At 50.1% G+C, this 13683-nt stretch carries 13 protein-coding genes and 1 other RNA gene; 10 read left to right on the top strand and 4 right to left on the bottom strand.

All coding sequences use genetic code 11. The annotated features are described in order from the left end of the window. Positions 1-34 precede the first annotated feature (34 nt). Positions 35-2488, bottom strand: a complete 2454-nt coding sequence (fadE, locus tag CWE23_RS07310) for an acyl-CoA dehydrogenase FadE (protein ID WP_126819905.1) — start codon at positions 2486-2488, stop codon at positions 35-37. 178 nt (positions 2489-2666) lie between these two features. Between fadE and CWE23_RS07315 the strand changes: the two genes are divergently transcribed. Next, positions 2667-3374, top strand: coding sequence for a DUF3108 domain-containing protein (locus CWE23_RS07315; protein ID WP_126819906.1), 708 nt, complete (start codon positions 2667-2669; stop codon positions 3372-3374). A gap of 109 nt (positions 3375-3483) precedes the next feature. On the opposite strand, the gene purN is transcribed toward CWE23_RS07315, so the two are convergent. Both purN and purM read right to left on the bottom strand, forming a co-directional pair. After that, complete coding sequence (purN, locus tag CWE23_RS07320; protein WP_105306751.1) at positions 3484-4122, bottom strand: phosphoribosylglycinamide formyltransferase; 639 nt, start codon at positions 4120-4122, stop codon at positions 3484-3486. A gap of 9 nt (positions 4123-4131) precedes the next feature. Next, entirely contained in the window at positions 4132-5187 is a 1056-nt protein-coding gene (purM, locus tag CWE23_RS07325; protein ID WP_126819907.1) for a phosphoribosylformylglycinamidine cyclo-ligase, read from the bottom strand. Positions 5188-5284: 97 nt separating this feature from the next. On the opposite strand from purM, the gene CWE23_RS07330 reads away from it, so the two are divergent. The 5 genes from CWE23_RS07330 to CWE23_RS07350 all read left to right on the top strand — a co-directional run bounded on the left by CWE23_RS07330 (position 5285) and on the right by CWE23_RS07350 (position 10209). Next, positions 5285-6415: a peptidase C39 family protein gene (locus CWE23_RS07330; protein ID WP_126819908.1), complete on the top strand. Its 1131-nt coding sequence runs from the start codon at positions 5285-5287 to the stop codon at positions 6413-6415. 98 nt (positions 6416-6513) lie between these two features. Beyond that, a complete protein-coding gene (locus CWE23_RS07335; protein ID WP_126819909.1) occupies positions 6514-7635 on the top strand; it encodes an NADH:flavin oxidoreductase in 1122 nt (373 codons plus the stop codon). 36 nt (positions 7636-7671) lie between these two features. Next, positions 7672-8325 (top strand): isoprenoid biosynthesis glyoxalase ElbB, encoded by a 654-nt coding sequence (elbB, locus tag CWE23_RS07340; protein WP_105306748.1) that lies wholly within the window; start codon positions 7672-7674, stop codon positions 8323-8325. 106 nt (positions 8326-8431) lie between these two features. Then, positions 8432-8791: a transfer-messenger RNA gene (ssrA, locus tag CWE23_RS07345) on the top strand. A 194-nt stretch (positions 8792-8985) separates the two neighbouring features. After that, positions 8986-10209 carry an integrase domain-containing protein gene (locus tag CWE23_RS07350; RefSeq protein WP_105307756.1) on the top strand — a complete coding sequence of 408 codons (1224 nt, stop codon included), beginning with the start codon at positions 8986-8988 and terminating at the stop codon, positions 10207-10209. Positions 10210-10527: 318 nt separating this feature from the next. Here the strand turns inward: CWE23_RS07350 and CWE23_RS07355 are convergent, their stop codons facing one another. Next, positions 10528-10728, bottom strand: a complete 201-nt coding sequence (locus CWE23_RS07355; protein WP_006956255.1) for a hypothetical protein — start codon at positions 10726-10728, stop codon at positions 10528-10530. A 75-nt stretch (positions 10729-10803) separates the two neighbouring features. On the opposite strand from CWE23_RS07355, the gene CWE23_RS07360 reads away from it, so the two are divergent. The 4 genes from CWE23_RS07360 (at position 10804) to CWE23_RS07375 (ending at position 13680) form a co-directional block, all read left to right on the top strand. Further along, positions 10804-11148, top strand: coding sequence for a hypothetical protein (locus CWE23_RS07360; protein WP_053954071.1), 345 nt, complete (start codon positions 10804-10806; stop codon positions 11146-11148). A 66-nt stretch (positions 11149-11214) separates the two neighbouring features. Then, the gene (locus tag CWE23_RS07365) at positions 11215-11706 is read left to right on the top strand and encodes a DUF411 domain-containing protein (protein ID WP_006956253.1); all 492 of its coding nucleotides are present in this window, start codon (positions 11215-11217) and stop codon (positions 11704-11706) included. A 2-nt stretch (positions 11707-11708) separates the two neighbouring features. Next, positions 11709-11927 (top strand): twin-arginine translocase TatA/TatE family subunit, encoded by a 219-nt coding sequence (tatA, locus tag CWE23_RS07370; RefSeq protein ID WP_053954069.1) that lies wholly within the window; start codon positions 11709-11711, stop codon positions 11925-11927. Next, on the top strand, positions 11917-13680 hold the full coding sequence (locus tag CWE23_RS07375; protein WP_105306747.1) for a copper resistance system multicopper oxidase: 1764 nt from the start codon (positions 11917-11919) through the stop codon (positions 13678-13680). Before tatA ends, CWE23_RS07375 begins: the two co-directional genes overlap by 11 nt. Positions 13681-13683 lie beyond the last annotated feature (3 nt).

Consider the following 13683-nt stretch of genomic DNA (forward strand, 5'->3'; position numbering starts at 1 on the left):
GAGTGCCGTTTGCTCATAGGATATGCAAGCGTGTTTACGCCGCTTCACCTTTACTCAGGTTTTTCAGAGCGTAGTCAAACGCTGCTTTGCCGGCCAGCAAATCAGCCGGGTCAAAGTCGTCCACGTTGATGGTGCGTAAGCGACCTTTTTCGGTACGGCGCATCAGTTCTGCTTCATCTTCGCTGATGACACCTAATTCCAGTCCGCGTTCTGCCAGAGCATCCAGTTGCGTAAAGCTAAAGCGCTCACCGGCAGCCTTGCAGATTTTGCTGTGCAAAGGTTCGCAGGCAATCATGTCACGCAAGGTTTGCTCGAGGAAGCCAAAATGACCTTCCGGGCTCAGGAACTGGCCTTCGCCAAGACGCTCGCGAGCGCCGTTTGGCTCCATCAGCAGACGTGCCACTTTGTGGTCGTTCTTATCGCTAGGACGTTTCGCAATGCGACCCAGCGGGAACATGATGGCGCGTAACGCCGTACCAATACCGCCGAAGTTTTCCAGCATGGCCAATTGCGCTTCCTGTAATTTATACAGGGTGTCCTGCATGGCCCAGTGCATTAACGGCTTGTCTTCGTCCAGACGACCTTGATCTTCAAAACGCTTCAGCACGGCAGAGCCCAGGTAGAGATAGCTAAGCATGTCACCAAGCCGCGCAGAGATACGTTCTTTGCGTTTCAGGCTGCCACCCAGCACACCCATGGCAACGTCCGACAATAACGCCAGGTTGGCACTAAAGCGGTTCATTTGCTGGTAGTAGCGTTTGGTCGAGCTGTTGCCCGGCGCATCGCTCAGACGGTAGCCGCCAAAACCGTAAAACAGGGAACGGACAAAGTTACTGGCGGCAAAACCGATGTGACCAAAAATGGCCTTATCGAATTCCGCCAGTGCCGCAGCACCGTCTTTTGCGGATGCTTCCATCTCCTTCAGTACAAACGGATGGCAACGAATCGCTCCCTGACCATAAATCATCATACTGCGGGTAAGAATGTTGGCACCTTCAACGGTGATCGCTACCGGCACACCCTGATAACCACGACCAAGGTAGTTGTTTGGCCCCAAGCAGATGCCTTTACCACCGTGGATATCCATGGCATCGTCCATACAGGAACGCAGTTTCTCGGTCATATGATATTTAACGATGGCGGAAATCACCGATGGCTTCTCGCCTAAATCAATGGCCGCCGTCGACAGCGTAGTGACACCGTCCATCAGATAGGCGTTACCACCGATGCGCGCCATTGGCTCTTCAACGCCTTCCATTTTACCAATCGGCAATTTGAACTGGCGACGAATACGCGAATAAGCACCGGTTGCCAGCGCCATTTGCTTGATACCGCCGGCACTGTTCGACGGCAGCGTGATGCAACGACCAACTGACAGACATTCAACCAGCATACGCCAGCCTTTGCCGGCCATTTTTTGGCCGCCGATGATGTAGTCCAGCGGCACAAACACGTCTTTACCGCGGATCGGACCGTTTTGGAACGGCACGTTCAGCGGGAAGTGACGACGACCGATTTCAACGCCATCCGTATCGCGTGGGATCAGCGCACAAGTAATACCAAGCTCTTTTTTGTCACCCAGTAAACCATCCGGATCGTACATTTTGAACGCCAGACCGATGACCGTAGCAACCGGCGCCAGCGTGATGTAGCGTTTGTTGAAGTTGAGCTTGATACCGACGATTTCTTCGCCGTTCCACTCACCCTTACAAATGACCCCGGAATCCGGAATTGCACCGGCGTCTGAACCCGCTTCCGGGCTGGTCAGGCCAAAACAAGGGATTTCTTCGCCGCGCGCCAGGCGTGGCAAATAGTGGTCTTGTTGCTCTTTGGTTCCATAGTGCTGCAGTAATTCGCCCGGACCCAATGAGTTCGGTACACCGACGGTGGACGCCAACACGGTGCTGACACCGGCCAGTTTCTGCAGTACGCGGGATTGTGCGTAAGCCGAGAACTCAAGGCCGCCGTATTCTTTCTTGATGATCATGGCGAAGAATTTGTTGTCTTTCAGGTACTGCCATACGTGTTCCGGCATGTCGGTCAGCTCGTGCGTGACCTGCCAGTCGTCCAGCATCTTGCAAACTTCTTCACAGGGACCGTCTAAAAACGCCTGTTCTTCTTCGCTCAATTTAGCTTTTGGTACGTCCAGCAGTTTCTGCCAGTCGGGATTGCCGCTGAACAGTTCGCCTTCCCACCAAACAGTACCCGCTTCGAGGGCGTCTCGCTCGGTGTCGGACATTTCCGGCATGACCTTGCGATAAGCGGTTAAGATAGGTCGGGTTAACAGCTTCTGACGAATGCTGGTAATATTCAGGGGTACCAGTACGATGGCCAGTAATACCCACAAAACAGGACCGACAATATCGAACAGTCCGCCGACCGCGAACATGGCTACCAAGCCCAGACTAAAGGTGACCAGGCTTGCTCGTTTGTAAATTAACACACCGGCAACGGCTAAGGTTGCGATGATCCACAGTGCGACACTCATAGTTATGCTCCGATTATTAGAGGTCTGACCAGTATTAATACGTGCAAAGTAGATCAGACGGATTGCAATTTCAAGCAAAAATTGAACAAGCGTTTGAAATAAAGGTCTGACTGAATGGAAACTGAACTTTGCAGGCTTGTAACTTGTGCATCATGCGCGAGAATCAAAAGGAGTCAACATGAAAACAGCGTTAACGATGTTTTTAGCGCTAACGGCACCGCTGACGCAGGCTGACGACATCAGCCTGTCGCCTTACCAGGCGGAGTACACCATTACCCGTGGTGGCAGTGATTACGGTGAAGGTTACCGTAGGTTGGAGGCGTCACCGGACGGAGACTGGCAGTTGCGCGGTAAAACGGACATTTCCTGGTTTATTTTATCGGACGTTCGCGAGACCCGCTCGGTGTTTACCTATAATGAAGAACACCAGCGTTTTGATCCGATCGAGTTTTTATACATGCGCACAGGTACCGGCTCCGATAAATCGTTCCACGCCAGTTTTGATGCGGATAAACAGGAAGTGAAAAATGTCGATAACGGACGGTTGATTGACATCAGTTGGCAGGGGGCGCTGTATGATGAAGCCAGCGTGATAGAAAAACTGCGTTTGGACGTGGCAGCAGGTAATGAGCCTTACAGCTATGACATTATCGATGAAAAAGGGCGAGCGGATGAATATCGCTTTGCGGTGCTGGGAGAAGAGCAAATCAGCACGCCATATGGCCAGTTAACGACGGTAAAAGTTGAACGCGTGCGCGATAGCAATCGTCGACAAACGTACTTTTGGTTTGCCCCGGAACTCGATTACCTGTTGGTAAAAATGCAGCAATTCAAAGAAGGCGATGAACAGGCAACCATGTCGCTGCGCAGCTACCAAGCCGATTAAACCGTCGCGTGCGCCCTGAGCGCACGCAGGAAGGCCGCTCCAACCTTGCTGGCCCCCTCAAACTCTGACACGCGTCATCAGGGTGCGGCCTGCTCGTTACTCCTGCACGCTACTCGTTTGCGTAGCCGCTTTCACCCAGTACCTGACCGTCGAGAACCGCACGGCCACCTTGCAGGGCTAAACGTCCCTGACAGAACCAGTTAACCACCAACGGATAAATGCGGTGTTCCTGCTCGTGCACACGTGCCTGCAGATCGTCTGCCGTATCACCGTCAAATACCGGTACCTTAGCTTGTAGAATCACCGGTCCACCGTCCAGCTCTTCGGTCACGAAGTGCACACTCACACCGTGTTCCTTATCACCGGCATCAAGCGCGCGCTGATGGGTATTCACACCTTTATACTTCGGTAACAGCGAAGGGTGGATGTTCAGCATCCTCCCTTCAAAGTGGCGGGTTAAATCACCGGTTAAAATGCGCATGAAACCGGCCAGCACTACCAGATCTGGCTGATAGCTGTCGATCAGTACTTTCAACTCGGCGTCGTAAGCTTCACGGCTGTCGAACGCCTGGTGCGACAGCACCTCGGTATCGATACCCTGCGCCGCTGCTTTTTCCAGACCCTTAGCCGAGGCTTTATTGGCAATCACAGCGACCACCTGACCGGCAACACGACCTTGTTTACAAGCTTCCTGAATTGCCAGCATGTTCGAGCCGGTGCCCGAAATTAACACCACAATACGTTTCATCAGACAGCCTTAGCGTGTTTCGTCAGCTAAAATTTCTACCTGCTCGTCATCGTCAGCGGCGGTGGCAATGTAGCCGATGTTCCAGGCGGTTTCACCGGCTGCGGTAAGTACGTCAACGGCTCGCTCGGCGTGTTCCTGCGGTACCGCAATCACCATACCCACACCACAGTTAAAGGTGCGGTACATTTCTTTCATGCTGACGTTGCCGTTGTCTTTCAACCAATCGAAGATAACCGGCCAGTCCCAGCTGTTGCCGTCGATAACGGCTTTGGCGCCTTTAGGCAGTACCCGTGGGATGTTCTCCCAGAAACCACCGCCGGTGATGTGCGATAACGCGTGCACCGGCACTTGCTTGATCAACTCCAGTACCGATTTTACGTAAATGCGGGTGGGTTCCAGCAGGTGCTGTGCCAGCGTGCGACCGTGCAGGTCAGACTCTAAATCAGCACCGCTGACTTCGATGATTTTGCGGATCAGTGAGTAACCGTTTGAATGCGGGCCACTGGAGGCCAGGGCTATCAGCGCATCGCCTGCAGCAACTTTTGAGCCGTCGATGATGTCGTCTTTTTCGACCACACCGACACAGAAGCCGGCCAGATCGTAATCGCCGTGTTCATACATACCCGGCATTTCAGCGGTCTCACCACCGATAAGCGCACAACCTGACTGTTCACAACCATCACCAATGCCGGTAACCACATCCGCTGCCACATCGACGTCAAGTTTGCCCGTTGCGTAATAATCAAGGAAGAACAGAGGTTCAGCACCCTGTACAATCAAGTCGTTGACACACATCGCGACCAGATCAATGCCGACGCCGCGGTGTTGTTTTAAGTCGATGGCCAAACGCAGTTTGGTGCCGACACCATCGGTACCCGATACCAGTACCGGTTTTTTGTAGCCCTCAGGCAATTCGCATAAGGCGCCAAAACCACCAATACTACCCATGACCTCCGGCCGAGCCGTGCGTTTGGTGACCCCTTTTATCCGGTCAACCAGGGCATTACCAGCGTCGATATCGACGCCTGCGTCTTTGTAGCTAAGAGATGGTTTGTTGTCGCTCACGAAAATTCCTCAACAGGCTCAAAATTTGCGCGCAAGTTTAGCACGAAATGTGGTACAAAAGGTACTCCAAAACCCGTTTGATTTTAGGGGTCAGACCTTGATTCGTTTTGTTGCCGCTCAGTCTTCGCATCTTGATGCCGTGGTTTCCATAGAACAACAGAGTTTTCCGGATGACGCCATCAGTCGGCGCAGCTTCCGCCGCTTTATCGATGCCAGTTCGGCGGAGTTTTACGTTGCCGTTGAGGGCAGCGAGGTGGTTGGCTATACGGTAGTGCTGTTTCGTAATAACACCAACCTGGCGCGGTTGTATGCCTGGGTGGTAAAACAAAGTGCCCGGGGTCAGGGTATCGGTCGGCAATTGCTGCAGTTTGCTGAACATCTGGCAGACGAGCGCCATTGTTTGTTTCTACGCACGGAAATTGCAACCTCCAATAAACTGGCCGAGACCTTATTAAGTGAAGACGGCTTTCATGTGATTGAATTGCGCGAAGCCTATTATCCGCCGAGTGCGACTCAGTCGACGGATGCGTTGGTGCTGCAAAAACTGTTACCGCGATATGAACTGGGCGAAGACAGCGGCGTTGGAGCGACCGATGAATACGTACCAATGCTGACGCAAACCACTGAGTTTACCTGTGGGCCGGCCAGTCTGCTGATGGCGATGGACTATTTCGACTGTCCCAGTGCGAATCCGGCCGCTGAAGAACTGGAAATTTGGCGCGAAGCCACCACCATCTATATGACCTCAGGACACGGCGGTTGTGGCCCACACGGACTTGCCCGAGCGGCTTATAAACGCGGTTTAACGGTGCGCGTTGAGGTCAATACGGACAGCCCGCTGTTTATCGAATCGGTGCGGCAGACACAGAAAAAAGATGTCATGCAACGGATTCAAGAAGCAGATATGCAGTATTTGCGGGAGCACAACGTGCCAATCAATGTGCGCGATTATAATGTTGATCTGCTGAAGCAGGATCTTGCCGCCGGAGCCTTGGTAATGGCGCTCATTTCGACCTATCAGTTTGATGGTGTGAGGGCGCCGCATTGGGTACTGATTTGTGCCGCCGACGACGACTTTGTCTATATTAACGACCCAGATTACGACACGCTGCCATGGGAATCGTCAACCCAGCGCCAGTATTTACCGATCCCCATTGGTACCTTTAACAAAGCCTTTGGTTACGGGGGCCGCAAACAAAAAGCGGCGGTTGTTTTAGCCGCTAACTGACAGCAAAAGTGATCAAAGGGCCTTGATTTCGCCGTAACTCATCACAACAGCTATGCTTATGGGCATATAACAATAGCGATGGCAAAAAGGACAATACGATGAGCTCTGCATTTGATGATTTCGAGTTAAAAGGTCATAAGTTTGATAACCGCTTTGTGGTCGCGCCGATGACCCGCACCAGTGCTGACCGCAAAGGCAAGCCGACGGAACTCATGGGCGATTATTACGAACGCTTCGCTCGCGGTGGCTGGAGCATGATCATCAGCGAAGGGGTTTATACCGATCGCCAGGCCAGTCAGGGCTACATCAACCAGCCGGGTATTACGGATGCGCCTCAAACTGACGCCTGGAAGGAAATCGTCGAACGCGTGCATCGGCACGATTGCGCCTTTATTTTGCAACTTATGCACGCCGGAGCGCAGTTTCAGCATAACGAATATACCGATACGCCCATTGCGCCGAGTGCCGTTAAACCCAAAGGCGAACCGCTCGATCTGTATGGCGAAACGGATGGCTGGACCGACGTCAAGGCCATGGATGAATCCGATTTCGATGCCGTTATGCAGGGATTCGTCGGCGCCGTCAACCGGGCCGAGGAAGCCGGTTTTGACGGGGTAGAATTACACGCAGCCAACGGCTACCTGCTGAACGAATTTTTGAGTGACTATTTTAACCAGCGCAACGATCAGTGGGGTGGTGATATCGGCCATCGACTAAAGTTTGTCGCGATGGTGGCCAAAGCTTGTAAAGACGCGGCCAAAAGTGAAAACTTTATTGTTGGCATTCGGTTGAGCCAAATTACGGTGACGGACGCTGACTATCAGTGGCCGGAAGGCGAAGATGCGATGATTAAAATCGTCAAAGCCTTGAAAGAGGCCGGTATCGACTATATTCATACCACAGATACCGAAGTTGGCCGGAAACCGTTCAAAGGCGGTAGCAATAAAACATTGGCGGAAATCGTGCAGGACTTTAGTGATATTCCGCTGATCGTCAACGGCGGCATCGACCAACGGAATTATGAGCACGTCGCGGCACATTATCCCAATGCCATGCTGGCGATTGGCAAAGCGGCGTTGGCCAACCCGGACTTTCCGCAACGACTGAAAGCCGGTGACGAGATTGAACAGTTAGAGTTTGCGATGCTGCAGCCCACCGCCACCCTTGAGAATGAGTGGCGCTGGCGCAAACAACACGACAAGCACATCGAAGTGGAATAAACACATCATAGGGACAGCAAAACAAAGGGTTTTGTCATGAAAAGAGTAGCGGTTTTACTATCAGGTTCGGGCGTTTTTGATGGCGCTGAAGTGAACGAAGCAGTCTTGACGCTGTTGCACATCAGCAAGCAGGGTGCCAGTTACCAGTGTTTTGCGCCGGATACACAGCAAGCACAGGTCATTAACCACTTGAACGGTGAAGAAAGTAACGACCAACGCAATGTGTTAGAAGAAGCGGCCCGCATCGCCCGTGGTGACGTCAAGCCATTGAACGAGCTGGATGTTGCCGAATTTGATGCACTGATACTGCCGGGCGGCTTTGGCGTTGCCAAGAATTTCTGTGACTTTGCCTTTAAGGGTGCAGAGATGATGATCAACGAACAGGTGGAGCAAGTCGGTAAAGCGTTCAAAGACGCGAAGAAACCGGCAGGCTACATGTGTATTGCGCCCGTATTACTGCCTTATATTTACGGCGAAGGGGTACGCGTGACCATTGGTAATGACGCCGACGTCGCCGCCGCGATAGGCAAAATGGGTGGTGAACACGTCGACTGTGGCGTTCGCGACATCGTTGTGGACGAAGCACACCGACTGGTAACGACACCGGCTTACATGCTGGCCGAAAACCTGCCTGATGCCGAGGCGGGTATCAGTAAACTGGTGGAAAAAGTTCTGTATATGGCGTCTTAGCGCAGCTATCTGTACAAAAGCTTAATAAATCACCGCTTGAGTGCGGAACTTATAGCACTTAGGCGGTGTCTGAGTTATAGTATAAGGGTTCTATCAGTAAGACTTTGGGGCTGATCAGGATTCGACGGGATACACGAAACCCAAGGTGCATGCCGAGGTGAGGCAGGCCTCGTAAAAAGCCTCAACATTATAGTTGCAAACGACGACAACTACGCTCTAGCGGCTTAATAACCCGCTAAGCCCGTCCCCCAGCGCTTTGTCTACGAGACTGGATCAGGACGGCTCGACCTAAGGTAGACTCGCGTGGATGCTTTGTCCGGAGCTGAAGCGTTAAACTTAATCGGACTCGCTCGTGAACGAAGCCTGTCAGTCGGCGTCGCACGAGTTAATAAAAAGACTGAATAAGCATGTAGGACCGAGGATGTAGGTATTGCGGACGCGGGTTCAACTCCCGCCAGCTCCACCAATTCCATAAAAAAGGGATGTCTCACGACATCCCCTTTTTTCTTTCTAAGTCACGTAAAATAAGGCTTTCATAGGCGTTTGCTTTCCCAGCTTATCCCAAGAAAACCAGCCCCAGCCTGAGTTTTTAGTATTCCAATTTGTATTCCAAGCGATTTTGGGTAAACTCTTTGGAATACATCGAAGGGAGATATGCTTATGGCGCGCTCTACTATTGGGCTCACGGATACAGCCGTCAGACAACTCAAACCTAAAGACAAGGACTACGTTAAGTCCGATGGGAAAGGCTTACAGCTGCGAGTGAGAGTGAATGGTTCTAAGCTTTGGAACTTCAATTACATTCACCCGACGACAAAGAAGCGCGTGAATATGGGGCTGGGTAGCTACCCCGATATGAGCCTTAAAAAAGCCCGTGAGCTCACAGAAGCTGCTAGAAGCCAAGTTGCTGAAGGGGTAGACCCTAAGCTTGCCAGAGAGGAAGAAAGAGCGGCACAACGCTACTCAGAGAACGCGACTTTGAGAAAAGTTGCTGAAGAATGGTTCGAGGTCAAAAAAAGTGAGGTGACTGCTGACTACGCTGATGATATTTGGCGATCGTTAGAGCTACATGTATTTAACCGTTTAGGTGAAACGCCGGTTAGCCAGATAAGTGCTCAAACGGTCATTGATGTATTACGACCGGTTGAGAAAACAGGGCGGTTGGAAACCGTTAAACGTGTAATTCAGCGGTTAAACGAGATAATGAATTACGCTGTCATTAAAAAATTAATTACTGGAAATCCAATCGCTGCCATCAAATCTGCTTTCAAGAAGCCCAAGAAGCAGCATTTACCGACAATTACCGCAAAAGAGCTCCCTGACTTCCTAAGAAAGCTCCATGAAACCAACGTTACGTATATTACTCGGCAGGTTATTAAATGGCAGTTACTAACAATGACCAGGCCATCTGAGGCTGCTGGCGCTAAATGGAGTGAGATCCAATGGCTTGATGACGGCCAAGCTAATTGGTTGATTCCGGCTGAACGGATGAAAAAGCGTCGCCAGCACACAGTTCCACTGTGTGAACAGGCATTGAGGGTGCTGGAGGACATGAAGAGCGTAAGCGATCAATACGAACATATATTTATCTCACTGCGAAAGCCACAAACGTCCATTAACAGCCAAACAGCCAATATGGCGTTAAGACGTATGGGTTACCAGGATAAACTCGTTAGCCATGGTTTGAGGGCTTTAGCCAGCACCATTATGAACGAGGAGGGCAAAGATCCTGACCTGATCGAATCAGCGCTGGCGCATGGTGATCCTAACCAAGTGCGAAGTGCTTATAACCGTGCGGATTACCTTGAGCGTCGCCGTGAATTGATGCAGTGGTGGGGGGGGTATTTGGATGAGGCTTTTAGAAAAGATGCCGGCAGCTTTTAACTTAGAAGGTGTCTGCTGTTTTTTAGCTGCCGGAGGCGGAATCGATAAGATCTAATAACTTATTGTTTTATAGTGGATAAAAAATATTAAGATTCAAGCATGTTACTTACCTTGTTACTAAAACTTCAGCTTTAGTTTTTTGATTGAAAGCTTTTTCACAAATGAATCTTTTAACTTTTTGGCTATGCCCAATACTCGCTTAACACGTTGAACATAGCTTTAGTGGTCTGCAACTTGTGAACGTGTAGTGGCAAATAAATTCGTGCTTCTGATCAGAGATGAAAAGCTATACTTGTTGCTTTGGTTAAAGTGAATTAGCTATTTATCAACATTTTTCCATGGGCCGAACGCTATAAAGTAAAGAAGAATGATATTTGCGATAGGGATAACAATCAGAAGACCCAATGGACCAGGGTAGCCAACTCGTTGGCAGATACGCCATGCGGGAACAATAAAAATAGCTCCCACAATCAGCATCCATAGAAAGCCCATACCTGCGAACATTTCGTGATTCATCATTATCTGCTCCTTATTTGACATGCGTTAAAATGACGTTAGACTGAAGTTTATTAAATTGCAAAAAGCAGGGTGCTCGTGCTAATTCGAATTCTGTTATTAATGACAGTGCTATTGGTGTCGATGTCGTTTTCGCAAACGGCAGAAGCTCACGCATGTCATGATAACAGCCAAATGCAGCACAGCATGATGTACGAAGCCGACACAAACGATTGCGAGCATGAGACGCAAAAGCACAACTCGTGCTGTGCTGACATGACCATTCGGCATTGCTCCGGCGGCTCGGTTTTATTTGTCGGACAGTCTTCTTCGGTTAATGCCGCTGCAGTTAACCTCTCTGCCAAAGTCGATGCGCCCATCGACACCTCAATTCGTGCTAAACACGCGTCTAATTTATTCCGTCCCCCAATAATTACCGCTTAATAAGTTACTAGAAATTTAACACACGCTCGGCGTGTTTCCTTAAAACTTATTAATCGGTGAATAATTATGTCTATCAAACGCAATATCGCTGTTTTGGCGATGCTGTTTTCCGTGTCTGTATCTGCAACCGATGTAGAAGAGCAGCAACTAACCGTTCTAAAAGATCCCAACTGCGGTTGCTGTGAAAAGTGGTTACAAGCTTTACCCGATAGCTTTAGTGTGTCCGTACAACATCCGAACAACCTGACCCAACGAAAACGTGACTCCGGTATTAGTGCCGAGGTCCAATCCTGTCATACCGCTATTTCTAGTAATGGCTATGTCTTTGAGGGGCACGTTCCTCCTACATTGGTTTCTCATTATTTAGCTGGGAAAAAGTCAGAAAATGGCATTGGATTAACTGTTCCTGGCATGCCGGTAGGGTCTGTTGGTATGGAAATGGGTACTCGGTTTCAACCGTATACGGTCTATGAAATCAAAAAGGACGGTTCAATTACACCTTATCAGCAGATAGCAAGTTTAGAGCAGCAGCAAGCACTCTCAAATGGAGGGCTTTAGCTATGGGATTTGGCGGCATGAGTATGGTTCAGTTAGGAGTTTTACTGGTTATTGTCATTCTTCTTTTTGGTAGTAAAAAGCTACGAACCCTGGGCTCCGATCTTGGTAGTGCGATTAAAGGGTTTAAATCATCGGTTTCTGATGAGCCGTCTGATAAGGAACAGGACGTTCAACGTTATCAAAATTTAACCTCAAAAGAGGAGCGTCATAATGAGCAATGAGTTTAACAAAGGGCGTCGAAAGTTTATTAAATCTGCATTCACTGTGGCGTCTGCTTTAGCAATCGCCAAAGTAGCCCCAACTTGGGCTGCTCCTCAGGGACGCAGTTTTAAAGATCAGATCCTGACAAACGATGAGATTGATCTGACCATTGCAAAGTCCCCACTGCTCGTGGGAAATAAAGTAGGAGCACCAATAACCATCAATGGCCAAATGCCGGGCCCTTTGATTCGTTTAAAAGAAGGGCAGCGAGCAAAGCTAAATGTGACTAACCGGTTGTCGGAAGACACGTCAATTCACTGGCACGGAATTATATTGCCGGAGAATATGGATGGCGTGCCTGGCGTATCTTTCGAAGGGATAAAGCCAGGACGAACGTTCAAATACCGCTACGATGTCGAGCAAAACGGAACTTATTGGTATCACAGCCATTCCGGTTTGCAGGAGCAATTGGGACACCTGGGGCCGTTAGTGATTGAACCGAAAGACGGAGACATTGGTGCTGATCGAGAACATACCATTATTCTCAGCGACTGGACATTCGAAGATCCGGATACCGTGTTTCGTAACTTGAAAGTTGCGGAGGGGTACTATAACTATCAAAAACGTACGATATTTGAGACCTTCGAGGACGTGCGACAGCAAGGGTTAGAGAAAACCTGGAAGCAACGAGAAATGTGGGGGCAAATGCGAATGAGCCCCCGTGATATTGCGGATGTGACGGGCAGTACTTATACCTACCTGATGAATGGCCGCGATTCACAGATGAACTGGTCAGCATTGTTTAAGCCTGGTGAAAAAGTACGCCTGCGTATCATTAATGGTTCGGCAATGAGTTTCTTCGACGTAAGAATCCCTGGATTGGAGATGACGGTAGTGGCCGCTGACGGGCAGCCTGTGAAGCCAGTGCCAGTTGACGAGTTCCGCATTGGTGTGGCGGAAACCTACGATGTAATTGTCCAGCCTAAGCAAAACAAGCCTTACACTATTTATGCTGAGAGCTTTGATCGAAGTGGTTATGTCAGAGGTACATTAACGCCGGAACTTGGTCTTGAGGCTGAAGTGCCTGAACTACGGCAAGTTCCTGAGCGAGGCATGGCCGCTATGGGCATGGGAGCGATGGCGATGTCCGGTGATATGAAAGGCAATAGCATGAATATGAAGCATATGGGCGGCAATAACAGCCATATGACGCATAAAATGACACACAAAAAAGAGCTCCCGGTCGAAAACATTAAAATCAAACACCGTGAGTCCGGACATGGCGCCGGGGCGGCTATGATTGCTACAAACCCGGTAAGCCGTTTGCATGAACCCGGGATTGGATTGGAAGACGTTGATCATAAAGTCTTAGTGTATACCGACTTGGTCGGCGCGCATGAATGGCCGGATACGCGGGAGCCCGAACGACAGATAGAGCTGCACTTAACGGGTAATATGGAGCGTTACATGTGGTCTTTCGACGGGAATAAGTTTACCGAAGTGGATGGCCCGGTTCAGTTTCATCATGGAGAACGACTGAGGTTGGTGATGGTAAACGATACGATGATGGACCACCCCATACACCTACACGGTATGTGGATGGAACTTGAAAACGGACAGTATCCACGCCCACGCAAACATACGATTAGCCTGAAGCCGAGCGAAAAAGTGTCGTTATTGATAACGGCAGACGCGCCGGGTAGTTGGGCGTTCCACTGTCACCTGTTGTATCACATGAAAGCGGGTATGTTCCGTGTGGTCAATGTCGCATAAGGA

Origin of the sequence: Idiomarina aquatica (assembly GCF_003987185.1) — a bacterium.
Taxonomy (GTDB): Bacteria; Pseudomonadota; Gammaproteobacteria; order Enterobacterales; family Alteromonadaceae; genus Idiomarina; species Idiomarina aquatica.

Bases quoted from the DNA above. Each gene is read 5' to 3' on its own strand.
- fadE (WP_126819905.1), bottom strand. From the start codon at position 2,488: ATGAGTGTCGCACTGTGGATCATCGCAACCTTAGCCGTTGCCGGTGTG.
- CWE23_RS07315 (WP_126819906.1), top strand. From the start codon at position 2,667: ATGAAAACAGCGTTAACGATGTTTTTAGCGCTAACGGCACCGCTGACG.
- purN (WP_105306751.1), bottom strand. From the start codon at position 4,122: ATGAAACGTATTGTGGTGTTAATTTCGGGCACCGGCTCGAACATGCTG.
- CWE23_RS07335 (WP_126819909.1), top strand. From the start codon at position 6,514: ATGAGCTCTGCATTTGATGATTTCGAGTTAAAAGGTCATAAGTTTGAT.
- elbB (WP_105306748.1), top strand. From the start codon at position 7,672: ATGAAAAGAGTAGCGGTTTTACTATCAGGTTCGGGCGTTTTTGATGGC.
- CWE23_RS07350 (WP_105307756.1), top strand. From the start codon at position 8,986: ATGGCGCGCTCTACTATTGGGCTCACGGATACAGCCGTCAGACAACTC.
- CWE23_RS07355 (WP_006956255.1), bottom strand. From the start codon at position 10,728: ATGATGAATCACGAAATGTTCGCAGGTATGGGCTTTCTATGGATGCTG.
- CWE23_RS07365 (WP_006956253.1), top strand. From the start codon at position 11,215: ATGTCTATCAAACGCAATATCGCTGTTTTGGCGATGCTGTTTTCCGTG.
- tatA (WP_053954069.1), top strand. From the start codon at position 11,709: ATGGGATTTGGCGGCATGAGTATGGTTCAGTTAGGAGTTTTACTGGTT.
- CWE23_RS07375 (WP_105306747.1), top strand. From the start codon at position 11,917: ATGAGCAATGAGTTTAACAAAGGGCGTCGAAAGTTTATTAAATCTGCA.